This is a genomic window from Noviherbaspirillum massiliense JC206, from assembly GCF_000312045.1.
Taxonomy (GTDB): Bacteria; Pseudomonadota; Gammaproteobacteria; order Burkholderiales; family Burkholderiaceae_D; genus Noviherbaspirillum; species Noviherbaspirillum massiliense.
The window spans coordinates 2,894,414-2,917,917 of sequence record NZ_HE978634.1 but is presented as its reverse complement, the minus strand read 5'-3'; the positions used below and the strand labels follow the sequence as shown (position 1 = coordinate 2,917,917).

At 59.2% G+C, this 23,504-nt stretch carries 22 protein-coding genes; 12 read left to right on the top strand and 10 right to left on the bottom strand.

Going from position 1 to position 23,504, the window contains the following annotated elements; translation table 11 throughout:
- Nucleotides 1–3: 3 nt before the first annotated feature.
- The gene (locus HGHM_RS14295) at nucleotides 4–1,080 is read right to left on the bottom strand and encodes a LysM peptidoglycan-binding domain-containing protein (RefSeq protein WP_019142229.1); all 1,077 of its coding nucleotides are present in this window, start codon (nucleotides 1,078–1,080) and stop codon (nucleotides 4–6) included.
- Nucleotides 1,081–1,256: 176 nt separating this feature from the next.
- Between HGHM_RS14295 and def the strand changes: the two genes are divergently transcribed.
- A complete protein-coding gene (gene def, locus HGHM_RS14290; protein WP_019142228.1) occupies nucleotides 1,257–1,793 on the top strand; it encodes a peptide deformylase in 537 nt (178 codons plus the stop codon).
- A 96-nt stretch (nucleotides 1,794–1,889) separates the two neighbouring features.
- Nucleotides 1,890–2,843: a methionyl-tRNA formyltransferase gene (gene fmt / locus HGHM_RS14285; RefSeq protein ID WP_019142227.1), complete on the top strand. Its 954-nt coding sequence runs from the start codon at nucleotides 1,890–1,892 to the stop codon at nucleotides 2,841–2,843.
- Between the two features lie 26 nt (nucleotides 2,844–2,869).
- Here fmt and HGHM_RS14280 read toward each other — a convergent pair whose 3' ends face one another.
- The gene (locus HGHM_RS14280; RefSeq protein WP_026076044.1) at nucleotides 2,870–3,343 is read right to left on the bottom strand and encodes an Lrp/AsnC family transcriptional regulator; all 474 of its coding nucleotides are present in this window, start codon (nucleotides 3,341–3,343) and stop codon (nucleotides 2,870–2,872) included.
- 135 nt (nucleotides 3,344–3,478) lie between these two features.
- Between HGHM_RS14280 and rocD the strand changes: the two genes are divergently transcribed.
- The 3 genes from rocD to metH all read left to right on the top strand — a co-directional run bounded on the left by rocD (nucleotide 3,479) and on the right by metH (nucleotide 9,567).
- Nucleotides 3,479–4,720, top strand: coding sequence for an ornithine--oxo-acid transaminase (gene rocD, locus HGHM_RS14275; protein WP_034349089.1), 1,242 nt, complete (start codon nucleotides 3,479–3,481; stop codon nucleotides 4,718–4,720).
- Nucleotides 4,721–4,742: 22 nt separating this feature from the next.
- On the top strand, nucleotides 4,743–5,600 hold the full coding sequence (locus tag HGHM_RS14270; protein ID WP_019142224.1) for a dimethylarginine dimethylaminohydrolase family protein: 858 nt from the start codon (nucleotides 4,743–4,745) through the stop codon (nucleotides 5,598–5,600).
- Between the two features lie 211 nt (nucleotides 5,601–5,811).
- On the top strand, nucleotides 5,812–9,567 hold the full coding sequence (metH, locus tag HGHM_RS14265) for a methionine synthase (RefSeq protein ID WP_019142223.1): 3,756 nt from the start codon (nucleotides 5,812–5,814) through the stop codon (nucleotides 9,565–9,567).
- Between the two features lie 364 nt (nucleotides 9,568–9,931).
- Here the strand turns inward: metH and HGHM_RS14260 are convergent, their stop codons facing one another.
- Both HGHM_RS14260 and HGHM_RS14255 read right to left on the bottom strand, forming a co-directional pair.
- Nucleotides 9,932–10,702: a class II glutamine amidotransferase gene (locus tag HGHM_RS14260; RefSeq protein ID WP_019142222.1), complete on the bottom strand. Its 771-nt coding sequence runs from the start codon at nucleotides 10,700–10,702 to the stop codon at nucleotides 9,932–9,934.
- A gap of 147 nt (nucleotides 10,703–10,849) precedes the next feature.
- Nucleotides 10,850–11,776: a LysR family transcriptional regulator gene (locus tag HGHM_RS14255; protein ID WP_019142221.1), complete on the bottom strand. Its 927-nt coding sequence runs from the start codon at nucleotides 11,774–11,776 to the stop codon at nucleotides 10,850–10,852.
- 885 nt (nucleotides 11,777–12,661) lie between these two features.
- Here HGHM_RS14255 and HGHM_RS21350 point away from each other — a divergent pair.
- From HGHM_RS21350 to HGHM_RS23740, 7 genes are all read left to right on the top strand, one after another.
- The gene (locus HGHM_RS21350) at nucleotides 12,662–13,660 is read left to right on the top strand and encodes a LysR family transcriptional regulator (RefSeq protein ID WP_019142219.1); all 999 of its coding nucleotides are present in this window, start codon (nucleotides 12,662–12,664) and stop codon (nucleotides 13,658–13,660) included.
- 81 nt (nucleotides 13,661–13,741) lie between these two features.
- Nucleotides 13,742–14,419 (top strand): C39 family peptidase, encoded by a 678-nt coding sequence (locus HGHM_RS21345; protein ID WP_218918038.1) that lies wholly within the window; start codon nucleotides 13,742–13,744, stop codon nucleotides 14,417–14,419.
- A gap of 394 nt (nucleotides 14,420–14,813) precedes the next feature.
- A complete protein-coding gene (locus HGHM_RS14235; RefSeq protein ID WP_019142217.1) occupies nucleotides 14,814–15,170 on the top strand; it encodes a hypothetical protein in 357 nt (118 codons plus the stop codon).
- A gap of 75 nt (nucleotides 15,171–15,245) precedes the next feature.
- Complete coding sequence (locus tag HGHM_RS14230; protein WP_019142216.1) at nucleotides 15,246–15,701, top strand: hypothetical protein; 456 nt, start codon at nucleotides 15,246–15,248, stop codon at nucleotides 15,699–15,701.
- A 437-nt stretch (nucleotides 15,702–16,138) separates the two neighbouring features.
- On the top strand, nucleotides 16,139–16,426 hold the full coding sequence (locus HGHM_RS14225) for a hypothetical protein (protein WP_019142215.1): 288 nt from the start codon (nucleotides 16,139–16,141) through the stop codon (nucleotides 16,424–16,426).
- 406 nt (nucleotides 16,427–16,832) lie between these two features.
- Nucleotides 16,833–17,123: a hypothetical protein gene (locus HGHM_RS14220; protein ID WP_019142214.1), complete on the top strand. Its 291-nt coding sequence runs from the start codon at nucleotides 16,833–16,835 to the stop codon at nucleotides 17,121–17,123.
- Nucleotides 17,123–17,602 carry a hypothetical protein gene (locus HGHM_RS23740; RefSeq protein ID WP_019142213.1) on the top strand — a complete coding sequence of 160 codons (480 nt, stop codon included), beginning with the start codon at nucleotides 17,123–17,125 and terminating at the stop codon, nucleotides 17,600–17,602. Before HGHM_RS14220 ends, HGHM_RS23740 begins: the two co-directional genes overlap by 1 nt.
- Before the next feature lie 141 nt (nucleotides 17,603–17,743).
- Here the strand turns inward: HGHM_RS23740 and HGHM_RS21340 are convergent, their stop codons facing one another.
- The 6 genes from HGHM_RS21340 to HGHM_RS14185 form a co-directional block, all read right to left on the bottom strand.
- On the bottom strand, nucleotides 17,744–18,931 hold the full coding sequence (locus tag HGHM_RS21340; protein ID WP_148415511.1) for a hypothetical protein: 1,188 nt from the start codon (nucleotides 18,929–18,931) through the stop codon (nucleotides 17,744–17,746).
- A gap of 236 nt (nucleotides 18,932–19,167) precedes the next feature.
- Nucleotides 19,168–20,610, bottom strand: a complete 1,443-nt coding sequence (locus HGHM_RS21335) for a sigma-54 interaction domain-containing protein (RefSeq protein WP_222859830.1) — start codon at nucleotides 20,608–20,610, stop codon at nucleotides 19,168–19,170.
- A 370-nt stretch (nucleotides 20,611–20,980) separates the two neighbouring features.
- The gene (gene trmB / locus HGHM_RS14200) at nucleotides 20,981–21,676 is read right to left on the bottom strand and encodes a tRNA (guanine(46)-N(7))-methyltransferase TrmB (protein ID WP_019142210.1); all 696 of its coding nucleotides are present in this window, start codon (nucleotides 21,674–21,676) and stop codon (nucleotides 20,981–20,983) included.
- A gap of 296 nt (nucleotides 21,677–21,972) precedes the next feature.
- Nucleotides 21,973–22,230: a BTH_I0359 family protein gene (locus HGHM_RS14195; protein WP_026076043.1), complete on the bottom strand. Its 258-nt coding sequence runs from the start codon at nucleotides 22,228–22,230 to the stop codon at nucleotides 21,973–21,975.
- Nucleotides 22,231–22,373: 143 nt separating this feature from the next.
- Nucleotides 22,374–22,736, bottom strand: coding sequence for a hypothetical protein (locus tag HGHM_RS14190; protein ID WP_019142208.1), 363 nt, complete (start codon nucleotides 22,734–22,736; stop codon nucleotides 22,374–22,376).
- Nucleotides 22,733–23,449 carry a response regulator gene (locus HGHM_RS14185; RefSeq protein WP_019142207.1) on the bottom strand — a complete coding sequence of 239 codons (717 nt, stop codon included), beginning with the start codon at nucleotides 23,447–23,449 and terminating at the stop codon, nucleotides 22,733–22,735. The genes HGHM_RS14190 and HGHM_RS14185 overlap by 4 nt, the downstream gene beginning before the upstream one ends.
- Between the last annotated feature and the right edge of the window lie 55 nt (nucleotides 23,450–23,504).

The following is a 23,504-nucleotide window of genomic DNA, read 5'->3' as shown; positions in this document are numbered from 1 at the left end:
GACTTATTCCGGTGATTTGGCGATATCTCCTACGCGCACTGTATCGGTGACTTGCATGATCAGGCCATAAGAGATGTTGTTGAAGACGCGGAAAATGAACAGGCTGCCATACCGTTCGTCAGGCAGCTTCACCGGATTCTTGTTGTCGGTCGGATCGGCAATCGTGGTTCCGGCTTGATAGAGTTCCAGCACGGTACCGACATCGATGCCCTGGCTCTTGCCGCGATTGATGGACACGATCTGGTTCTGTCCCGCCTGTGCCACGCCGCCGTAAATGGAAACGATGCGTGCATCGACGGGCTGTTCCGGAGGATGCGGCACATAGCTGAGGATGGGCGTGGGCGGCATGGGCAGCAGGCGATCGCCGATGCTGATTTCTTCCTTGACGTTCGTGACGGTGAAGATATGCGCTTCGTCATCCGCTTTCGCCGCGCGCTGCAGCTTGGCGGTGCCGAGGTACGCAGCTTCATAACCGATTACTTCGCGGGTCACCGGGTCCTTCAACGGCTTGCTGGGGCGGAATACCTGGAAAGAAGTGTTGCCTTTCAAGTCACCGCGCACGTAAGCCTTGTCGCCCTTGCCGATGACGACCCGGCCCTCCTGGGCGGCGATGATGCGTGCGGTATCCTGCAATTCGTCTTCTTCGACTACCAGCGGCTGAGAGAGGAAGGGTTCGATCAGGTGTGCGGGGATCGCAGGTATTGCATCCTGGCCGAGTCCCTCGACACGCACCTGAGGATGGAGGCGTTCAGTGGGGATGCCGCCATCACCCGTAGGCTTGCCCAGACGCAGGCGGCCGGCAGCGCGATCGAAATAGACGATCTGGCCTGGATAGATCCAGTGCGGATTGCGGATCTGGTCGCGGTTCATGCCCCAGACCTGCGGCCAGCACCAGGGATAGTTCAAGAATTTGCCCGAGATGTCCCACAGGGTATCGCCGCGCACGACCTTATGCTGATCCGGCGCGTTCGGCAGGAAGGAGCAGCGGGATGAAATCAGCTTGGCTGCATCGGTGGCCGCCCAGCTTGCAGAAGCGCTGCCGAGAGCGAGGATGAGTGCGGCTGTGCTAAACTTTTTCATAGTTTTTCCGGTGTATATGGCTTGAAAAAGCATCTTTTGCAGCCATAGTTTAGTTATGCGGGAATATGATTCTTTGCGGCAAAACTTGTCAATTTGAATCAAATTCTGCACATAAATCCTTGAGCTAGCAAGAGAAACTGCACTCCCACTTCACCGCATTGTTGCGCAAAAGCCGTATGTCTTTATTGAATATCCTGCGCTATCCCGACCCGCGCCTGCACAAAGTTGCCAAGCCGGTTGCCATCTTCGACGAGCGCCTGAAAAAGCTGGCGGCCGACATGGCCGAAACCATGTATGCCGCGCCGGGCGTCGGTTTGGCGGCGACGCAAGTCGACGTCCATGAACAAGTGATCGTGATCGACACGTCGGAAACCCATGACGAATTGCGGGTGTTCATCAATCCCGAAATCGTCTGGGCCAGCGAAGAGAAGCAGGTCTATGATGAAGGCTGCCTGTCGGTTCCCGGCGTCTATGATGGCGTCGAGCGTCCTGCACGCGTGAAGGTCAAGGCCTTCGACCTGGAAGGGAAGCCTTTCGAACTCGAGGCCGATGGCTTGCTGGCGGTCTGCATCCAGCATGAAATGGATCACCTGAAAGGCAAGGTCTTCGTCGAATACCTGTCGCCCCTGAAACGCAACCGCATCAAGACCAAGCTCCTCAAGGAGGAGCGCGAATTGAGTCGTGAAAAGAAGCGGGCCACCGCAGGCAGATGAGATTTCCGGCGCCTGCCTGATCAAGCATTCGGCAGGGATGCGCTTGCTTGATGCGTTTCACCTGCCTGCCGGCTGTCGGCACTGACTGTCCCAATCATGAAAATCATCTTCGCCGGCACACCCGAATTCGCGGCCACTGCGCTCAAGTCCCTGCATGAGGCAGGCTTCGACATTCCCCTGGTCCTGACCCAGCCCGATCGTCCGGCCGGGCGCGGCATGCAATTGCAGGCTTCGCCGGTCAAGCAGTTCGCTCTCGCACACGATATTCCGGTCGCGCAGCCGGTTTCCCTTCGTCTCGATGGCAAACATCCGGATGTCGCCAGGCAGGCGCATGACTTGCTCCTCGAAATCAAGCCCGATGTGATGGTCGTCGCTGCATACGGACTGATACTGCCGCGCAGCGTACTCGAGATTCCGAAATACGGCTGCATCAACATCCATGCTTCCCTGTTGCCGCGCTGGCGCGGCGCGGCGCCGATTCATCGGGCGATCGAGGCGGGCGATGCGGAAACCGGCGTGACCATCATGCAGATGGACGAGGGCCTCGATACTGGAGCCATGCTGCTCATGGAGCGCGTAACGATCGAAAGCGATGAGACTACCGGCACCCTGCATGACAAGCTGGCGGCGATGGGCGGCCGGCTGATAGTCGATACGATGCACGCGCTTGAGAAAGGTGCCTTGCATGCCACGCCGCAGCCGGAAGCCGGCGTGACTTACGCAGCCAAGATCTCGAAAGAAGAATCGGTGCTGGACTTTTCCCGGCCCGCCATCGAGCTGGAGCGCAAGATCCGCGCATTCAATCCCTTCCCCGGAGCAGCGGGACGATTTGGCGATGCCTTGGTCAAGTTCTGGCGCGCTGAAGCAGTCAGCGTGCCGCGTAATGCGGAACCCGGCCGGGTGCTGGAAGCCAATGCCCCAAGCGGTGTGCTCGTGGCCTGCGGCGAGGGCGCATTGCGGCTGGCGGAATTGCAGAAACCCGGCGGCAAGCGCTTGCCCGCAGCCGAATTCCTGAAGGGTTTCAAAATGGAAGGCGGGCATTTCGATTAAGGCGGCCCTGCCTTTGCATTGCCGCTTCAGCGTCCCTGCTCCAGCGGCAGCGGGCTGGCCTGCTTGATCTCTTCCAGGCACACCGTTGACCGCACGCCGGATACCCCCGGCACTTGCATCAGCCGGTCGGTCAGGAAAGAGGACAGGGATTTCAGGTCAGTCGCCACCACTTTCAGCAGGTAATCGAAATCTCCGGAAATCGTGTAGCACTCCAGGATTTCCGGAAACTGCCGGATTGCCTTTTCCAATGCGCGGACATGCTTGAATTGTTCGCGGTCAATGCTAAGGCTGACAAAGGCAAGCACGCCGAAGCCGATCGTTGCGGGATCGACGTGGGCAGCATAGCCTCGGATGATCCCTTCCTTCTCCAGTCGCTGCACCCGCCGGTAGCACTGCGGCGCCGACAAGCTGGCCTTGTCGGACAACTCCACATTCGAAGCACGACCGTTTTCCTGCAGGGTTTTCAGGATGATGCGGTCGTAGCGATCCAGGTTTTGCATGCTTTTGTTCCAAATGCCGGCAGGCGCGAACGATTCTTGCGTATTTGCCGTGTTTGACGCGCCAATACGCAAAAAGATTTCCACCCGCAATCGCTATCATGATCCGCATGAAAGCTGCTTCAGATGGAGAGCAACATGAACCTGTGGATGGAAAAGGAAGCGCGCTACTGCGCGCGCAACTACGATCCCTTGCCGGTAGTGCTCGGGAGTGGCAAGGGCGTGTGGTTGCGGGATGTGCATGGCAAGTCTTATCTCGACATGATGTCGGCCTATTCCGCCGTCAGCTTCGGGCATGGCCATCCGGCCCTGCTCGCAGCGCTGACCGAGCAGGCGCAACGGCTTGCCGTGACTTCGCGCGCGTTCCACACTGACCAGCTCGGGCCCTTCCTGGAAAGGCTGTGCAGCATGACGGGGCAGGCAAAGGCGCTGCCCATGAATACCGGCGCGGAAGCGGTGGAAACGGCCATCAAGGCGGCACGCAAGTGGGGCTATAAAGTCAAGCGCATTCCGGACAACAAGGCGCAGGTCATCGTCTGCCATGGCAATTTCGCCGGCCGCACCACCACCCTCGTCGGCTTTTCATCGGAACCGCAATATCGCGGCGGCTTCGGTCCGTTCGCGCCGGGCTTTGTCTCGATTCCCTTCGGAGATGCGGCGGCACTGGAAGCCGCCATCACGTCGCATACCGCAGCCTTCCTGCTCGAACCTATTCAAGGCGAAGGCGGCATCGTCGTGCCGCCACCCGGTTACCTCGCCGCCTGCCGCGCCATCTGTGCGCGTCACGATGTATTGCTGATCTGCGACGAGGTGCAGACCGGCCTGGGACGTACCGGTCGATTGCTTGCCTGCGATCACGAAGCGGTCAAGCCGGATGGGCTCATCCTCGGCAAGGCACTGGGCGGCGGATTGCTGCCGGTATCGGCCTTCCTCGCAAGGGAAGATGTGATGGATGTGTTCGGCCCGGGCGACCATGGCAGCACCTTCGGTGGCAATCCCTTGGCGGCGGCGGTCGGCAGCGCGGCGCTGCGTGTTCTGCAGGAAGAAAACCTGGTCGAGCGTGCCAGCAGCATGGGCGACTACCTGATGGCCGGCTTGCGCAAGCTGCGCCATCCGGCGATCCGCGACGTGCGCGGCAAGGGCTTGCTGATCGGACTCGAACTCGACCCGGCATGGATATCCGGACGCGCATTCTGCGAGAAGCTGATGCATGCCGGGCTGCTGACCAAGGATACCCACAGCACCGTGGTGCGCTTTGCGCCGCCGCTGGTCATCACGCAGGACGAACTCGACACCGCACTCGGCATCATTCGCGCCGTGTTCGATGCGCTGCCCGCCAAGGAGGCCGCCGCTGGCGCGGCCGAACCGCTCATAGTCTGAATGCCGCCAAGGGAGAGAAGTCATGACCGATCAATTCCTGATGTGCGCTCCACATCACTTCGATGTCGCCTATGTGATCAACCCCTGGATGGAAGGCAATGTCGCGCACTGCCGCCAGGATGAGGCATTGTGTCAATGGAATGCCTTGACCCAATTGATCGGCCGGGTGGCGGATGTCGAATCTATTGTGCCTGCGCGTGGCTTGCCGGACATGGTGTTTACTGCCAATGCCGGCATGGTGCTCGCCGACAAGTTCATCCTGTCGCGCTTCCGGCATGCCGAGCGCACGGGCGAGGAGGCGCATTTCGCACGCTGGTTCGACGAGCATGGTTTCACCGTGCTTCGCCTGCCGCCGGATGTGCATTTTGAAGGCGCCGGCGATGCCTTGCTGGACCGCGAGGAGGCCTTGCTGTGGCTTGGCTACGGCCATCGCTCGAGCCAGGCCTGCGTGCCCTTGCTGGAAGAATTGCTCGATATCGAAGTCGAGCCGCTGCGTCTGGCGGACGAGCGCTTTTATCATCTCGACACCTGCTTTTGCCCGCTGGAAGGCGGCTACCTGATGTACTACCCGCCAGCCTTCGACCTGGCTTCGCAGGCTCGGATCCAGGCGCGCTTGCCGGCGGAGCGGCGCATTCCTGTCAGCGATGCGGATGCGCTGGAATTCGCATGCAATGCTGTCAACAGCGCTCGCCACATCTTTCTCAATCGCGCATCCATCACGCTGGCTGGCGAATTGCAGTCGCGCGGCTTTACCGTATGGCAGACGCCGCTGACGGAATTCATGAAGGCGGGCGGATCGGCCAAGTGTCTGACGCTCAAGCTTACCGAGGAACATCCGATGCTATCGAGAGATGTCTTGGGAGAAAAAAGCGTGGCTTGAAAAGCCGCGAGTCGCCGGCGCTGCTTCTTTGCGCAAGGTATTGATCTCACGTATAATTTTCCTGCGCCGATTTGATTGAAAAGTCAAACCCAGCTTGCGGGCGCGAGGGCTCCAGTCCCGATACAAATGCAGCTAAAGCGGACGCCAATCAACCCGGTCCCGCTTTGCAGGCCGGGTTTTTTGTTTTCCTGATATCTGAAACGAGTACGACATGAAGCGCGACGCTCTCTCTTCCACCGAATCGATCCTGCGTGATCTGCTGGCCCAACGCATCCTGATCCTGGATGGCGCCATGGGCACCATGATCCAGCAATACAAACTGACCGAGGAAGATTATCGCGGCGCGCGCTTCGCCGATTTTTCCGTGCCCGGCAAGGAGTTGTTCGTCAAGGGCAACAACGAACTCCTGACGCTGACCCAGCCGCAGATCATCCGCGAAATCCACGAAAAGTATCTCGCCGCCGGCGCTGACCTGATCGAGACCAATACCTTCGGTGCAACGCGCATCGCCCAGGACGATTACCACATGGCGCATCTCGTCTACGAGATGAACGTCGAGGCAGCCAGGCTCGCACGTGCCGCCTGCGACAAGTATTCGACACCCGACAAGCCGCGCTTTGTCGCCGGCGCGCTCGGCCCGACGCCGAAGACGGCATCGATCTCGCCGGACGTGAACGACCCGGCCGCGCGCAACGTCACCTTCGATCAGCTGGTGGAAGCCTACCTGGAACAGACGCGCGCCCTGGTCGAGGGCGGCGCCGACGTGCTGCTGGTGGAAACCATCTTCGATACCCTCAATTGCAAGGCAGCGCTGTTCGCCATCGACACCTTCTTCGAAGAATCGGGCAAGCGCCTGCCGATCATGATTTCCGGCACCGTCACCGATGCCTCCGGTCGCATCCTGTCCGGTCAGACCGTGGCCGCGTTCTGGCATTCGGTGCGGCATGCCAAGCCCCTGACCGTCGGCCTCAACTGCGCACTCGGCGCGGCGCTTATGCGCCCGTATGCGGAAGAGCTGGCGAAGATTGCCGATACCTATGTCTGCATTTATCCGAATGCCGGCCTGCCCAATCCGATGTCGGATACCGGCTTCGATGAAACGCCGGATGTGACTTCCTCGCTGCTCAAGGAATTCGCCGAAAGCGGTTTCGTCAATGTCGCCGGCGGCTGCTGCGGCACCACGCCCGCGCATATCAAGGCGATTGCGGAAACCGTCAGCAAGATCGCGCCGCGCAAGGTGCCGGAAGTGCCGACTGCGATGAAACTGTCGGGGCTGGAGCCTTTCATCATCGATGATGAATCGCTGTTCGTGAACGTCGGCGAGCGCACCAACGTGACCGGTTCCAAGGCCTTCGCGCGCATGATCCTGAACGAGCAGTATGACGAGGCGCTGTCGGTGGCGCGCCAGCAGGTAGAGAACGGCGCGCAGATCATCGACGTCAACATGGACGAGGCGATGCTGGATTCGGTCGCGGCCATGACGCGCTTTCTGAACCTGATCGCCTCCGAGCCGGATATCGCGCGCGTGCCGATCATGATCGATTCGTCGAAATGGTCGGTGATCGAAGCCGGCCTGAAATGCGTGCAGGGCAAGGCGGTCGTCAACTCCATCTCGATGAAGGAAGGCGAAGAGGAATTCCTGCGCCAGGCGAAACTCTGCCGCCGCTACGGCGCGGCAGTGATCGTGATGGCCTTCGATGAAACCGGACAGGCCGATACCTTCGAGCGCAAGACCGAGATCTGCGCGCGTGCCTACAAGCTGCTCACCGAGAAAGTCGGCTTTCCGCCGGAAGACATCATTTTCGATCCGAACATTTTCGCGATCGCGACCGGCATCGAAGAGCACAACAATTACGCAGTCGACTTCATCAATGCAACGCGCTGGATCAAGGAAAACCTGCCGCATGCAAAGATCAGCGGCGGCGTGTCGAACGTTTCCTTCTCCTTCCGCGGCAACGACCCGGCGCGCGAAGCGATCCACACCGTATTCCTGTACCACGCCATCAAGGCGGGCATGACGATGGGTATCGTCAACGCCGGCATGATCGGCGTCTATGACGACCTGGCGCCGGAACTGCGCGAGCGCGTCGAGGACGTGGTGCTCAATCGCCGCCCGGATGCGACCGAGCGCATGATCGAATTCGCCGCGACACTGAAGGCCGGCGGCAAGAAGGATGAACAGAACCTCGAATGGCGCAATGAGCCGGTCGAGAAGCGTCTCGCGCATGCGCTGGTGCACGGCATCACGCAATGGATCGTCGAGGATACCGAAGAGATGCGCCTGAAGATCATGCAGGCGGGCGGCCGTCCGATCAACGTGATCGAAGGCCCGCTGATGGATGGCATGAACATCGTCGGTGACCTGTTCGGGCAGGGCAAGATGTTCCTGCCGCAGGTGGTCAAGTCGGCGCGCGTGATGAAGCAGGCGGTGGCGCACCTGATTCCCTTCATCGAGGAAGAAAAACGCCTCGAAGAGGAGCGCACCGGCATCGTCGCCAAGTCCAAGGGCAAGATCGTGATGGCCACGGTCAAGGGCGACGTGCACGACATCGGCAAGAACATCGTGTCGGTGGTCCTGCAATGCAATAACTTCGAAGTGGTGAACATGGGCGTGATGGTGCCGTGTTCCGAAATCCTCGCGAAGGCGAAGGAAGAGAATGCCGACATCGTCGGTCTGTCCGGCCTGATTACGCCCTCGCTGGAGGAAATGGCCCATGTCGCGAAGGAGATGCAGCGCGATCCCTGGTTCGTCGAGCGCCAGATTCCGCTCCTGATCGGCGGCGCCACTACCAGCCGCGCGCATACCGCCGTCAAGATTGCGCCGAATTATGAAGGCCCGGTGGTCTATGTGCCGGATGCTTCGCGCTCGGTATCGGTTGCCCAGTCGCTGCTCACACCGGAGCAGCGCGCGCAATACATCGAGGAAGTGAAGACCGATTACGAGCGCATCCGCATCCAGCATGCGAACAAGAAGACAGTGCCGCTGGTGTCGATCGCCGAGGCGCGCGCCAACAAGGCGAAGCTGGAATTTTCCGGTGCTGCGGCGCCGGTGAAGCCGAAATTCATAGGCCGGCGCGTATTCGAGAACTACGACCTTGCGACCATCGCGCAATATGTCGACTGGGGCCCGTTTTTCCAGACCTGGGACCTGGCCGGGCCGTTCCCCGCCATCCTGAAGGATGAGGTGGTCGGCGAAGAGGCCAGCAAGGTGTATGAAGAAGGGCAGGCCTTGCTGAAGAAAATCATCGAAGGCCGCTGGCTGACGGCCAACGGCGTCATCGCGCTGCTGCCGGCCAACAGCGTCAACGATGATGACATCGAGATCTATACCGACGACAGCCGCACCAAGGTCGCCTTCACCTATTACGGCGCGCGCCAGCAGACGGTCAAGTCGGCCGTCGACGGCGTGATGCGACCGAACCGTTGCCTGGCAGATTTCATTGCGCCGAAATCATCCGGCATCGCCGATTACATCGGCATGTTCGCGGTGACGGCCGGCCTCGGCATCGAGAAGCATGTGCAGCGCTTCCTCGATGCGAACGACGACTACAACGCAATCCTGCTGAAGTCGCTGGCCGACCGCCTGGCCGAAGCCTTCGCCGAGCATCTGCACGAGCGAGTGCGCAAGGACCTGTGGGGCTACGCGGCAGATGAACGTCTGAGCAATGAAGAACTGATCAAGGAAGCCTATCGCGGCATCCGTCCGGCGCCCGGCTATCCGGCCTGCCCTGATCACACCGTCAAGGCCGACATGTTCCGGCAGATGCAGTGCGAGCAGATCGGCATGCAACTGACGGATGCCTTTGCGATGTCGCCGGCCGCCTCGGTCTCCGGCTTTTATCTCGCGCATCCGGCATCGAAGTACTTCGTCGTCGGCAAGATCGGTGCAGATCAGGTCGAGGACATGGCGCAGCGGCGCGGCGTGAGCAAGGAAGACATCGAGCGCTGGCTGGCGCCGAATCTGTAATTGGAGGAGCGCGCGAATCCGGTACCGGATTCGTGCGCGTCACGCCAAATGAAAATGCGGACTGGTCGTATGGGTCGCGGGCCGGGGACAACGCATGATGATGCACATGATGTCATCGCCCCTGATCCTGCAACGCATACGGCCAGTCCGCACTTCGGCTGACTCTGCGGCATTCATCTGATGACGAGTGCCGGAGAGCGCTACTGTAGCCGAATTCAAATTTCCGGTGAAAATTTTTGTCGCTGAATGCGCCTGCCTGTAAGCTGCGCGCAACAGCATAAACACGCGTGATGTCCTTTACTGGCGGGGCATTGTGCAAATGGCATGCAATGCTGGCAAGGGTGTCTGCGTATCGTGGCCGGTATTACAAGTCCGTCGGACTGCCTTCCACAAAGACCTTCATCTCGCCCGGCGCGAACCGCGTCCAGGTTTCGTTGTCGGTCAGCGGCTCGGTGACGATCACGGCCACGCGGTCGTTGGGCGTGGTCACCTGGGAAAAATCGACCCGCATGTCTTCATCCGCCAGCTTCGCCGTGGCGAACGGATACTGGCGCACGATGTAGTGCAGATTGGTCGAGCAATGCGCAAACAGGGCAGAGCCATCCGACAGCATCATGTTGAACGAGCCATGCTTTGCGATTTCACTGGTCAGCTCGCGCAGCGCCACAGCCAGGTCTGCCAGTTGCGGCGGCGTGTCGCCGAAGCGCCGACGCAATTCCTGCAAGAGATAGCAGAATGCCCACTCGCTGTCCGTGGTTCCTACCGGGCGGAACGCGCCATTCAGCAGCGGCGCGAATTCCTTCAGGTCGCCATTATGGGCAAACACCCAGTACCGTCCCCATAGCTCGCGCACGAAGGGATGGCAGTTCTCCAATGCCACGCGGCCCTGCGTGGCTTTCCGGATATGGGCGATCACGTTCTTCGACTTGATCGGATAGCGCTTGATCAGGTCGGCCAGAGGCGAGGCGATGGCTGCCTCGTAATCGACGAAATGGCGCACGCCGTGCCCCTCGAAAAAGGCAATGCCCCAGCCATCCTTGTGCAAGTCGGTGCGCCCGCCGCGCGTGGAGAAACCGGTGAAGCTGAACACAATATCGGTCGGGACATTGCAATTCATTCCGAGGAGCTGGCACATGGCTGAAACAGATCGACGAGTTGGATGAGTGAAAAGATGCGAATAACAGTATCACGTCCCATGGGGGATTGCGCATCCGCAGGATCTGCCGGACATCAATAAAGCCGGACAGCCTCTTGCCAGATTGCCCTATGGAAGCGATTCGCCTCAGGCTGCAGCGGGCGACAGCCAGGGATCCGAATCCGGCCTGGGAAACTGCTCCGTCATGAAATCCACGAAGCTGCGTACCTTGGCCGACAGCAGGCGCCGGCTCGGATAGACCATCATCACCGACACCTTTCCGAGCTCGTACTCCGGGAGCACGCGCACCAGGCGGCCGGTTGCCAGATCGTCGCCGAGCGAAAAGGAAGCCCGGATCGCAATGCCCATGCCGGCCAAGGCACACTGGCGCAGCAGTTCGCTGTTATTGCAAATCACCTTGGGCTTGATCGGGATATTCGTCGTGCTGCCATCCGGTGCCTTGACCGGCCAGTGATGGCGCAGCATCTCGTAGGAAAAATTCAGGCAGGCATGCTTGGAGACGTCTTCCAGTTTCTTTGGTGCGCCATGGTGCTTGATGTAGTCGGGCGAGGTGCACAGCAAAATTTCCGAGCAGCCGAGCTGGCGGGCGATCATGCTGCTGTCGAATTTCTGGATATCGATCAGGATGCCGACGTCATAACCTTCTTCGACCAGGTCGACGTTATATTCGGACACCGTCACGTCCAGCGTCACTTCCGGATAGCGGCGCGCGTACTCCGGCAACAGCTTTGCCAGTTGCAGCTGTCCGAATCCGGATTGCGTATAAATGCGCAGCGTCCCGGTCGGCTTTTTCGATTGCGATGAAGCGATGGCTTCGGCTTCGTCGATTTCCTGCAGGATTTGCAGGACGCGCTCCAGATAGGCTTGTCCCGTTTCAGTCAACGACAACTTGCGTGTGGTGCGGTTCAGCAGGCGTGTTCCCAGATGCTCTTCAAGATCGGCCACGTGGCGCGTCACGACTGCATTGGAAATATCGAGCGCCTGGCCGGCACGGGCAAAACTTCCCTGTTCCACCACCTTGGCGAATACCCGCATCGATTGCAGACGATCCATAGTCAGGAGAAAACGTATTGTTTTGATCCACGGAATAATACTCTGAATCGCCTGATTCCCAGCAGAGAAAAGCGTGGTGTGGCTGGCGCGCGATGCTTCGCAATCGACACACTTGGGGACGCTCCGCCCTCTATCGCTCCTGATGCCGATCGGAATGCGACAGGAGATTCTGATCACTTCTTTCCTTGATGCCGGTGCGGCTGCACGACTCCGAAGGCATTTGCATAGCTCCGCGCCATTGGCAGCATTCGAGGCAAATCAACATGTGGTGCAGGCGTGGCTGCGAGATGCGTCTCGTCACTGTTCATTTTTGATACATCCGTCGACATCGTTCGCCGCGTATCACATGATTTGCGGGCCGGGTCGCCGCAGTCGTAATCCCACCGTTTGCACCGGTTGCGCCGCACCTTCGGACCATTCTTGCGCGGCCAATGGAACACGGTTCAATACTGCCGATGCGAGGCTGTGCTGAGATTGCTACACAGCCGGACAAGCCATCTGCCGCTTAAAGGAATAGATCAAAAAAATCAATGGCTTGAGACGCGGGCGCACAGCTTGCTAAAGGTAGCCGCGGCGAAGTGGGTCCTGTCCTTGAAAGACATGCCGCAAGGATGCAAGAGCCTTGGCTGGCATACGCTCGGCGCAATGCTTGTTCTTGAGGGAATCGGCTTGATGTCTGGCGATTTCAAAGATGCCTCTTCGTCCTTGCCGGCAGCAAAACTGCCGGTCGAAGTTTTTCCGCGAGGCCCTCGACGCCCGCGGAGCTTGCATGCATCAGTGGAGACGCAGCCGGATGCAGCACCACTGCAAATCCGGCAGGTCGACCGAATTTGAATCGTAGAGGGCAAGATGACTCAACCAGGAAAACAAGCATTGGAACAATCGATGGTATTTGATGGAGCGCCGATATCGCATTACTACCGGCCCCGCACCATTCCCAATCTCTGCGTAAGCCTCAAGCAATGGCGGATCCTGCATGCCGTGATCGACTGCGGCGGATTTGCCGAAGCGGCGAAATTCCTCCATCTGAGCCAATCGGCAATCAGCTACACGATCGCCAAGCTGCAGGAGCAGCTGGGCGTCCAGTTGCTGAAGATAGAAGGGCGCAAGGCCATCCTGACCACGGAAGGCCACGCCCTGCTGGAGCGTTCGCGCCATGTCCTGAAAGAAGCAATCGAGCTGGAAACCTTTGCCAAGACCATGGAGCAAGGCTGGGCCGGGGAGGTCAGGCTGGTCGTCGATCATCATTTTCCCACGCGGCTATTGATGGGCTCGCTGCGCAAATTCAGCCTGCTCAGCAAGGGTGCGGCCCATGTGAAGCTGAGCATACTCGCCGCGCCGCAGCCTGAAGAGCTGTTGCGCAAGCAGGTGGCGGACCTGGTGATCGGTGAGCGCGTGCCACTGGGATTCCTGGGAGAACCGCTGGTCGAGGTCGAACATGTTCCGGTTGCCCACCCGGATCACCCCTTGCTGCGCATGGGGAGGGAATTGACGGCCGCTGATCTCGCGCGCTTCATCCAGATCGATGTCGGTCACGCCGACGAGTCCGACAGGGGCGACAAGGGCGGACCCGACTATGTCCGCTGGAGCATGAACAGTCTTGATGCGGTTGTGCAAGCCGTGCAGGAAGGGCTGGGGTACGCCTGGCTGCCGGCGCATCGCATCCAGTCCTGGCTGGATGAGGAAAGCCTGGTGCGCTTGCCGCTCGCAGGCTGCCGCGAATATAAAACGGTTCTGTACCTCATTCATTCGCGCCCATGGTCCGCCAATCCTGCGACGAACCGGCTCGTGGAAATCCTGCGCGGTGCCGCCGACGGCGACACGGATGAGCCAGGCACGGACGCGGACCGGGAAATCCTTTCGCAGAGCTATTCCTGTCATTGAACTTCCATGGTGCATGCAAGAACCGGCGTCCCGGGCAGCGCGGACTTCCCGGGACAGGCATTTTTTAAAAGGGAACAGGAAATGAAGAACTGGCAAATGGGAAGTGGAGACGGCAGGACGCAAGGGATGCGCCTGCATCGCAGGCTGACCGGTGTCTTGCGCGCAGCGGCCTGCGCTGCGCTGCTGCTGGCAGGGGGCGCCGAGGCGGGCGAGCCGGTTGTCAAATCGCTTCTCGAGATGCGGCACGAGAATGTCGTGATACAGAAGTGGGACCTGAGCTGCGGCGCCGCGGCGCTCGCCACCTTGCTGCGGTACCAGCATGGCGAGGATGTCACGGAGAAGGAAGTGGCCGTGGCACTGATGAAGCGGGAAGAGTACATCCGGAATCCGCAACTGGTGCAGAGCCGGGAAGGCTTTTCCCTGCTGGACCTGAAGCGCAATGCCGATTCCCGCGGCTATCTCGGCAACGGCTATGGCAGGCTCCAGCTCAAGGATCTGGTCGCGAAAGCGCCGATCATCGTCCCCATCCACACCAATGGCTACAACCACTTCGTCATTTTCCGCGGCGTGCGCGGCGACCGCGTGCTGCTGGCCGACCCCGCCTGGGGCAATCGCACCATGCGGGTGGATGAGTTCACGGAAAAATGGATTGATTACCCGTCTCTCGGGCATATCGGATTTACCGTGCAGCGGCGTGATGATGTTCCGCCACCCAATCAGCTGGCGCCACAGGGACAGGACTTTGTGATGTTGCGCTGAGGTATGAACCACGGGCAGCCCGGCAGGCACAGGCCAGTGGTCATCTTCGATATGCGCCGTGCCTGTGCATAGTTTTTCCGCCAGCCCCTTGCGACCTGATGACGCATGAATACGGCACTTTATTCATGGCGCGTGATGGTTTGCATGCCGCACCATCCATTTCAGGAAGGCGATCAACGAGAAAAGTCATCCCCGCGTGTCTCCCGCTTTTCCGATCGCACGCAAGGTCGCATCGCATCGAAAAATTGGATGGATACCCAGGGAACTTGCGTATTCATGATCGAAATTTGTTACTTATTTTTTTTGCGGACAATTGTTAAATTGTTAATCGCTCTGGGTTCGCCAAGAGTTCAATTTCCTGTTTTTCCAAACCTATTCACACAGGAGAATGCCTATGAAAAAAACGCTAGTCACCGCGCTGTTGGCCATCCCCATGCTGGGGCTCTCTTCCATGGCATTTGCAGCGCCAGCTCCTTCGGAAACTGGCACCGCAGAGCCCATGCTGTTGAGCGCACAGGAGATGGACGGCATCACAGCGGGATCGGCCCGACAGCGAGGACCGGTATTCGATCCGCCGCGCGCGGATCGACATGGTGGTGGCAATGCGGCGTTATCCAACAACATCCTGAAATCCGTTCTGAAGCTGGCCCAGATCACGCAAATCAACATCTCTCCCGTGATCATCATCCAGATCGGAAACGGCAACACGGCTATCGTCTATAGCGGAAATTTCCTGAATTTCCGTCAATAGGCGTCTGCGCGATAGCGGCACCAAGGGCGGACACAGTCCGCCCTGCCTGTCGGCAGGCGCTGGAAAGGAACAGTAATGAAAGCGAATGCAAAGATCAGGCTGGGGATTTTGTCCCTGTTCGCAAGCTCGGCCCTGGCTCTGGCGGCCGAACCCGTCCTGCTGGACGCACCCGATATGGACCGCGTGACGGCAGGCTCGCAGTCATTTTTCGCCAACCTCCTCGACATGCTGAAGATCACTCCCCCTGGAACAACCAGCCTTCTTGCCAGCGGCTGGCTGCCCCTGACATCCGACCAGCTGTCATCCATCAAGAAAGCCCTTGCCAACGAACTTGCAGTGCTTCAGCAGTCTGCCAAAAGCGGAGCGGTCACCACTTACCAGGTACGGCCGGGCGAAACGATCACTACTTATCAATTGCGGCCAGGCGAGTCCTTGCAAATCCAGCAGTTCAACTCCGGTGGCAGCAACTACGCCTTTGTCCGCAGCAACGGCGCTTCCTCGGTCCAGATTTATTCAATGACCAGGCCCTGATTCCGCCAGGGCGGATCCGCATGCAGCGCCCTCGCGAGGCGGGGCGCATGCAGGACCAGCTGTCCGGCGGTGCGGCAGTCACCGCCAAGCCATCATCCTCCACAAGCAGGCTGCAGTCGTGCCTGAACAGGCAAGTTCCGGCATGCGTCCCCGGACAGTCTGCATACGGGCAATGACAATACAGGCTGGCGGAACAGAATCACGAAACAGCCCGACTTCGCTTCCCTCCCTGTTCCTTTCGCGGGCGGCTTTGCGTGCAGCCAATCAATCAAGAAATCCGATAGAGCGTCTGCGATCGGGGCGCCTGGCATCGAAATTCCATACTTATTCTTTGCCATGCAGATGCATAGAGTGAAAAGGCGCGAAGCACCTGTCGTGTTCGCGTTGTGGAGCATGTTCATCCGAGCATGTTCACCTTTTCACCAAGGAGCATTGAAATGAGAAATTCGCTTATCACCACCCTGGTTGCAGCACCCGTACTGTCTCTCTCGTCGATCGCTTTTGCCGCCGAACCCGCTGTGACAGAGCCGATGCAGCTGACCGCCGCGCAAATGGACGGGGTGACCGCAGGCCAATTCCTGAGCTTCAATAACGTTGCCCTGGTTGGTCAATTGAATCTGTCACCGGTGACGGTGGCCCAGATCTCCGCGCTCAACTTCGCCGGCAGCGGCAACAACACCGCCTTTATCTTCAGTGGTAATTCCTCCGTCATCAGGCAACGGTAAGGCGGAGCAATCCTGCTGACCAACTGATCACGAAACACGCTGAGCCACACTTCCGATCGAGGGCGCAAGACCTCCGATCTGGCGCGACCGGCGGCACGCCGGCAGAGCATGAGCCGCGCTGTTGAAGCAGCAGCAGAGCCGTGTTCCTCGGTGCACTGCCGCCCGGCCGGTCATGTCAATCTTTGTGCAGCACACATTTTCGGGCGATCTTGTGAGCGTACGCAAGAGTCGATGCGTTCACACCGGAAATGGATCAAAAAAATGGATGAAATGCCGGGAAATGAGCCGGCTCCCATCGAAATTTCATACTTATTTTTCGAAGGGCGGCTGCTTAAATTGATAGGGAAATGCGAGTTCCGATTCGTGTTTCGAACCTCTTTAAATCGCTTGTTTAGGAGAAGATGAAATGAAGAAGCTATCGATTGCCACACTGGTTGGCGTGCCTCTGCTGTCATTGTCTTCGCTGACGTTTGCCGCCGAGCCCGCTTCGGCAGAGCCGATGCAGTTGAGCGCCGCACAGATGGATAGTGTCACGGCAGGGCAGATCCTGAGCTCCAACAACGTCGCCGGGCTGTTCCAGTTGAATGTTTCACCGGTCACCGTCGTCCAGATCAGCGTCCTGAACGGCTTCGGAAGTGGCAATAACACAGCCGCTATCTTCAGCGGAAACTGGTCCAGGATCGTGCAAAGGCAGTAATGCGTGTACTCGATAAGGTTCAAGCAATCGATCCATTGCCAAGGCAGGCATGGGCAAAGCCGGATTTGCGATGTCAGGCATCAGCGGCGTCAGGCTTTGCGCAGTGCTCGGCCGAAGCGATGGAGATTGGCTGCAGCAAGCGTATCAGCAATAAAAAGCGTTCAACCTACCAACAAAGGAGCATGGAAATGAAAAAGTCACTGATCACCACCCTGGTCGCCGCACCTGTACTGTCCCTGTCGTCCCTGGCGTTTGCCGCCGAGCCGGCCACCGCGGAGCCGATGCAACTGACGGCCGCCCAAATGGATGGCGTCACTGCAGGCCAGTTCCTAAGCTTTAACAATCTCGCCCTGGTTGGCCAGGTGAATGCGTCACCGGTAACGGTCGCGCAGATCTCCCTCGGCAACTTTGGCTATAGCGGCAACAACACCGCCTACATCGTAAGCGGCAACTTCTCATACATCAGGCAACGCCAGTAAGCTGCGCCGAAGAAAAGGGGCGCCGGTCACGCGCCCTTAGGAAGACGCCCCATGTCCTGGCCACGCAGAGGAGGGCATGGGGCGCGGCATGGATTGCTTGACATTGACCGTCAGCGCGCCGCAGATGCACTCGCTTGCACGCTACCTGAAAAGAATCGGCAGCGAAATGGTAAAGCTGTACTTCGGCGCATCGTTGCCCAAGCCGATGCCGAACTGCGTTACCAGTGTCAGGTCGCGCGAGAGGACCGATGAAGCGCCCAGAGTCATGATTCCGTAACTCTGGTCCGTTCCCGGCAGGCGAACTCCACCGATTTCCTGTTTCTGCCGATAGATTTGGGAAAAGCCAAGCTGCAGGGATGTTGCGGGACTCGCTGCAAGCAATGCCGCCAGCGAGAAACCGGCTGAATTGCCCGGGTCGATCCTGTCCTCTTCAAACGCCTTTCCATAGAAGGCAGTGCCGACAAAGGCCAGCGGGTCCTGACGCTTGAGGGCGACCACTTCTGCAGTCAGCTGGCGGAATCCGCCATTGAGGCTGACCCCGCCACTCTGGCGATCGCCATTGCCGAAGTTATAGGTCAGGCGACCAATGAGATCCGGCTTCCATCCGCTCTCGCGCATCAGCGTCTTGGCGAAGCCAAGCGTGACGTCTCCCGTCCCGCTGGCGCTGTCGGTCCGGTCGACGGCCGGTCCGGATACCGTGGGTGTCACCTGAGAGGTGTGCACATGGCTGTATGGCAGCACCAGTTCCAGCTGGGAGTTGTACGGCAAGCCCGCCCTCAGTTCCAGCGCCGCCGTGTATTCATTCCTTCGGTTTAGCTGGTTGCCGAGCACCACGGTGCCGGATGGATCGGATACCAGGGCTGGATTGGTCTGCTCGAAGCGCCTGTAGGTGAAGCTCGGTGTCGCTTCCACCGTCCCGACCGGCAGCAGCAGTGCACCAGTCTGGGTGAGCGTGCGTTCAAGCGCGCGCTGCGCGGCTTCTTCATCGACTTCGAAGGTGCCGGGAGCACTGCGCGCCGCAGCGGTACGGCCGCTGCTCGAGGGCGCCGGAGCCTGCGCAGGCGATGCGGATGGTGGAGGCGCTGCCTGCGCATTCACCGCAGGGCGCACCGCAGCGGGAGGCGCCACAACCGGTGCCGCTGCTCCCAGCGCCTGGACCCGCCGCTCCAGTTCTTCCAGCCTCTGCTGCAGGGCCGCAGCCTTGGCTTCGCTTTGCGCCAGCCTTTCGCGCAATTCCACGTCTCGTTCCTGTGCCGGACTTTCTGCTGCCTGCGCGGCCAGCAGCAACCCGATCAGGGTAGCCGGCACGATCCGTGCGCTGCGCCTCATCTGCCATTCCATCCTTGTACACCTTTCCTTGTTGGTTTTGATTGATTGGGAAAGCGTTACTTCACATGCAAAGGTATCAATGAACTGGCGGAGCGCAGTTGAGGAACGACAATGATGGTTTGAGGGCAGTACGTTATCCGGCCGGGAATGAATTTCTGGAAGGATAATGCGGCAAGCCGCGCCTGTAGGACGGCTTCAACGCCGGCGGCCGGCTACTTGCCGCGAGCATGAATCGTTCACTTGTGGACTTTGAGATCCGGTTTCGCATTGCTGAGCAGCGAGGCCCCGGCGCCGGACGGCAGATCCGGCCGGATATTGTATTTGTCGATCAGGCGGTACAGCGTGACGCGCGACACGCCCAGCAGTGACGCCGCGCGCGAGATCTGGTTGCGTGACTGCGACAGGGCGCGGCGGATCATCATGCGTTCCGCATCGGCACGCGCATTTTCCAGGGACAGGGTCGGGGCATCGTCGATGCCGCGCTCGAAGCCGAGGTCTTCCGGCTGGATGAAGCGGCCTTCCGCCATCACGGTGGCGCGCTGCACACGGTTGACCAGTTCCCGGATATTGCCGGGCCAGGAATGGCTCATCATTGCTTCCATGGCGGCGCGGGAAAAGCCGCGCAGGCTCCGGTTATGCATCGGCGCGAACTTGTAGAAGTAATGCTTCGCGATGTCTTCGATATCCGCCCCGCGCTCGGCCAGCGGCGGAAGCGTGATGCACACCACATTGATCCGGTAATACAAGTCCTCGCGGAAGCGCCCCTGCCTCACCGCTTCTGCCAGATCGACGTGGGTGGCGGCAATGACACGCACATCGATGGGAATAGGCTCGGTACCGCCGACGCGCTCGATGGTTTTCTCCTGCAGGAAGCGCAGCAGGTTGACCTGCATGTCGAATGGCATGTCGCCTATTTCGTCGAGGAAGAGCGTTCCGCCTTGGGCGGCTTCGATGCGGCCGATCTTGCGCTGATGGGCGCCGGTGAAAGCGCCTTTTTCATAGCCGAACAATTCGGACTGGAACAGTTGCGGCGCGATGGCGCCGCAATTGACGACAACGAAAGGCGCATTCTTGCGTGCTGACTGGCGGTGTATGGACAGTGCCGCCAGTTCCTTGCCGGTGCCCGATGGTCCGGCAATCAGCACAGACGCATCGGTACGGGCCACCTTCCGGATCTGCGTCCGTACCGCATGCATCTGCGCAGTCTTGCCGACCATCATCAAGTCGGCATCGAACTCCGGCGAGTCCTGTGTGCCTATGCCGTGCTCATCGCGCATGAATGCCATGCCCCATGCGTGGCGCAAGGTCAGTGAAATATGCTCTAGTTCGGCCGGGATGGTGATGAAATTGAAGAGGTGCTCGCTGACAAAGGCGCGCACTCGCGGTCTGGAAATAATTTCGCGCGAGATCAGCCCCACCCAGGACAGGCTTTGGCTGCGGATGAACGGCTCCCATGCGGCAATCCGGTCCAGCTCCGCTTCCTGCGTCAGGATCAGCAGGCCGACACGGCAACCATCCCGTGCCAGGTGGTAAGCAGCTGCGGGCGTTGCGCACTCTGTCAGGTTCAGGCCATGTTCTCTGAGTGCGGCTGAATAGGTGGAGGTTTGGTCATTGTGGGGTGAAATGCGCGGAACCAGAACGGTCTGGTTCATCGGCGCCGAATTGGTGACGTATAGCATTTTCAAATATCCTTCTTGGTATTCTTGGCCACCGAAGGCTGCAAAGGATGACATGCAAATGCCCACTCGTCTTCAGTTGCGATGGCTTCCTCAGTTCGCCATCGTGGTCATTTACGGAAATACCTCCGGCGTCTGATTCGGTTTCGCGGGGCCTTTGCTGCATGGGGCACTCCATGGAAGTGCGCCTTCATCTACGGCCCGAAATGCGAAAACAGATTACCGCCTTTTGGATACCCGAACAATGCTGCAGATTTGGGATTTGAGGGAACCAAACTTCCGTTTGTGCTGCGTCAAACGGCCCATTTCATGACGGTGCTTGTGATCAAAAGCATAGAGGAAATGCTGCTTGCAGGGATGTCCGTGCCTGCCATCAAACAGGCTTGCAAGCAGCGGCAACAGGAGAGAGTCTCGCGCGGCAACGCCACAAGCTATGGCCTGATGCGAGGTATTTCTGTTCGAAGGGTGTGATGGGTGAAACCGGAGCATGGCGTTCCATCGAGACTTCAGCCGAGGTCAGTTGTCGGATGGCGGCAGCGCACTCTTCGATATACAGCGCCCAGTTGCTGCGGCATTCGAATTCGCCACCCAGTGCAAGCATTGCCGGAAATACTGCATGTCCATGCCAGCGTCGGGCGAGTTGTCCGATTTTCGGCCACGGGTTCGGATACAGCAGATAGTGCCTTGCGAGACGAATGCCAGCCGCATGCATGAGGCGCCAGTAATCCACCAGGTCGGCACGTACCAGCATGAAGTTGGTGGGCAAGGAGCCTTGCCACATCGTGTTGCGTGACAGGCGATGCGCTGATTGATCGACACCGATGACGAAGTGGTCTGGAAACTGCTGCGCCAAATGCCGCGTCGACAAACCTACCCCGCATCCTGCATCGAGAATCAGCGGCTTGCTGCCGCAGGCTTGCCATGCCTCCATGCTTGCTTCAAACGCTTGCCGGTTGTAAGAAAGGATAGGCTTGAGAAAGGCAGTGGCAGCATGCCGGGCAACAACCGATGCCAGCTGCGAGTGAATGTCATTTTGGCTCGTCGTAATGGGGCGGGAATTGGCATGCATGGGCAAAGTATACCCTGACGCTATTCGTCCCCGGTGTGTTGAACAGAACCATGTTCGTCCCTGCCAATTTTGCCTTTCATGGTGAGGCGTGTCGTAGCTTATGATCAATGCGCTGAAATTGTAGAGATTACCGCCCATGCGTAAAGGCAGAATGCGGGCACGTAGTTTTTTCCGGAAAAAGAGTGCCGGGGCGCATCAAGTCGGGTGAACGGACGTGAGAAAAGGGACCGCGGAAAGAGAACGCCATGAAATGCGAGCGCAGCCCGCGTTCCATGACGTGTCGGGAAAGGAGGGGATCAGTGCAGGGTGACCGGCTGACGCATCAATTCGTCGTACTTCCCCAGGAAATCATCGATTTCCTCAATCGTGGGCTCGGTTGCAATCAGGCTCTCCACTTCCTTGCGGAAGGTCTTGGCCAATGTTCCACCGATGAAAATTTCCCGCTTCCCGGATTTGTCCATGATTTCGTAACCACCAAAACGTAATGCTTCCCGGCCATCGTCAGCGCCAAATTCCACTACGCTATATTGCTCGCTGTTGTAGATTAAGTTCATGTTGCGCTCCTTGTGCTTCGGAATGATTACTGAGTACCCATTCAGGCTAATGCAAAAATGGGGCCATCCCGAACAGTTTCAAGTCGATGCCCCATGTAAACCGATGCGCAGGGTGAACAGATTCAGTCTTGCCTGAGGAAACCCTACGACAGCTGGGTGTCCTGAGTCAGGCTCAGCAAACTGTCATACGGTGGCTGCAGGAGAGTATCGCGGATGCGGTCCAGATGGCCGGCGGTTGCGAGGCTAATGAAGAGGCGCTGCGGAGAATTGCGCAGGACACGATTCAGTGTCACGCGCATGGTCAGGTTTCCTGTGCAGCACAGGCAGCCCGGCGCTATTCGATGAATCTGCACCGTGGGCGAAGCGGCGAGTGCATCAAGCCGGGTCGACCCATCGGGCAATCCTTCCAGGATGATGGTGGTGGGGACGGACGGATCAATGCTGTCGGCAATCCAGGCTTCACGCGCGGCAGCACCGGCGCCGCTGACCAAGGTGGTAAGCGTCACCCCTTCTTGGCCACCTTTGCCGGTTCAACGCCCAGTTGCTTGAGCTTGCGGTACAGGTGGGTGCGTTCCAGTCCCGTTCTTTCCGCTACCCGTGTCATGCTGCCGCCTTCACGCACCAGATGGTGTTCGAAATAGGCCCGCTCGAACGCATCGCGCGCTTCACGCAGGGGCATGTCGAAGGACAGGCCGAACAATTGCGGTTCCGGCGCCAGGGCAGGGGCGACGGCTGCATTGCCGTGCAACACGGGAGCAGGGGAGGCCGTCAGGGAGCCCGCTTGCGAAGCGGCCTGCTCCGGCTTGGGAGCTACCACCGGGCGTGCATGGAATTGCGGCGGCCTTACCGGTTCCTGGCTACGGGTCAAGGCTTGCTGAACCGCTTTCAACAGCTTTTGCAGGGCGATCGGTTTTTCCAGGAAGTTGAGGGCGCCGATGCGCGTGGCTTCAACCGCCGTGTCGATGGTGGCGTGGCCTGACATCATGATCACTGGCATGGTCAGCAATCCATCGCGCTGCCATTCCTTCAGCAGTGTGACGCCATCGGTGTCCGGCATCCAGATATCGAGCAGCACCAGTTCCGGCGTGCTGGTGGCGCGGATTTCGCGCGCCTGCTGTGCGTTTTCCGCCGTAGCCACGACATGCCCTTCGTCTCCCAGAATTTCCGAGAGCAACTCACGGATGCCCATCTCGTCATCGACTACCAGAATATTTGCCATATGCTTGTCTTCTCCGTTTGCATGTTCGCTGGTTTCTTGGAGCGTCTAACAAAAT

Bases quoted from the DNA above. Each gene is read 5' to 3' on its own strand.
- fmt (WP_019142227.1), top strand. From the start codon at position 1,890: ATGAAAATCATCTTCGCCGGCACACCCGAATTCGCGGCCACTGCGCTC.
- HGHM_RS23740 (WP_019142213.1), top strand. From the start codon at position 17,123: ATGCGTGTACTCGATAAGGTTCAAGCAATCGATCCATTGCCAAGGCAG.
- rocD (WP_034349089.1), top strand. From the start codon at position 3,479: ATGAACCTGTGGATGGAAAAGGAAGCGCGCTACTGCGCGCGCAACTAC.
- HGHM_RS14255 (WP_019142221.1), bottom strand. From the start codon at position 11,776: ATGGATCGTCTGCAATCGATGCGGGTATTCGCCAAGGTGGTGGAACAG.
- HGHM_RS14235 (WP_019142217.1), top strand. From the start codon at position 14,814: ATGAAAAAAACGCTAGTCACCGCGCTGTTGGCCATCCCCATGCTGGGG.
- metH (WP_019142223.1), top strand. From the start codon at position 5,812: ATGAAGCGCGACGCTCTCTCTTCCACCGAATCGATCCTGCGTGATCTG.
- trmB (WP_019142210.1), bottom strand. From the start codon at position 21,676: ATGCATGCCAATTCCCGCCCCATTACGACGAGCCAAAATGACATTCAC.
- HGHM_RS14195 (WP_026076043.1), bottom strand. From the start codon at position 22,230: ATGAACTTAATCTACAACAGCGAGCAATATAGCGTAGTGGAATTTGGC.
- HGHM_RS21335 (WP_222859830.1), bottom strand. From the start codon at position 20,610: ATGCTATACGTCACCAATTCGGCGCCGATGAACCAGACCGTTCTGGTT.
- HGHM_RS14280 (WP_026076044.1), bottom strand. From the start codon at position 3,343: ATGCAAAACCTGGATCGCTACGACCGCATCATCCTGAAAACCCTGCAG.
- HGHM_RS21345 (WP_218918038.1), top strand. From the start codon at position 13,742: ATGAAGAACTGGCAAATGGGAAGTGGAGACGGCAGGACGCAAGGGATG.
- HGHM_RS14185 (WP_019142207.1), bottom strand. From the start codon at position 23,449: ATGGCAAATATTCTGGTAGTCGATGACGAGATGGGCATCCGTGAGTTG.
- HGHM_RS14295 (WP_019142229.1), bottom strand. From the start codon at position 1,080: ATGAAAAAGTTTAGCACAGCCGCACTCATCCTCGCTCTCGGCAGCGCT.
- HGHM_RS14220 (WP_019142214.1), top strand. From the start codon at position 16,833: ATGAAGAAGCTATCGATTGCCACACTGGTTGGCGTGCCTCTGCTGTCA.
- HGHM_RS21350 (WP_019142219.1), top strand. From the start codon at position 12,662: ATGGTATTTGATGGAGCGCCGATATCGCATTACTACCGGCCCCGCACC.
- HGHM_RS14270 (WP_019142224.1), top strand. From the start codon at position 4,743: ATGACCGATCAATTCCTGATGTGCGCTCCACATCACTTCGATGTCGCC.
- def (WP_019142228.1), top strand. From the start codon at position 1,257: ATGTCTTTATTGAATATCCTGCGCTATCCCGACCCGCGCCTGCACAAA.
- HGHM_RS14230 (WP_019142216.1), top strand. From the start codon at position 15,246: ATGAAAGCGAATGCAAAGATCAGGCTGGGGATTTTGTCCCTGTTCGCA.
- HGHM_RS21340 (WP_148415511.1), bottom strand. From the start codon at position 18,931: ATGAGGCGCAGCGCACGGATCGTGCCGGCTACCCTGATCGGGTTGCTG.
- HGHM_RS14225 (WP_019142215.1), top strand. From the start codon at position 16,139: ATGAGAAATTCGCTTATCACCACCCTGGTTGCAGCACCCGTACTGTCT.
- HGHM_RS14260 (WP_019142222.1), bottom strand. From the start codon at position 10,702: ATGTGCCAGCTCCTCGGAATGAATTGCAATGTCCCGACCGATATTGTG.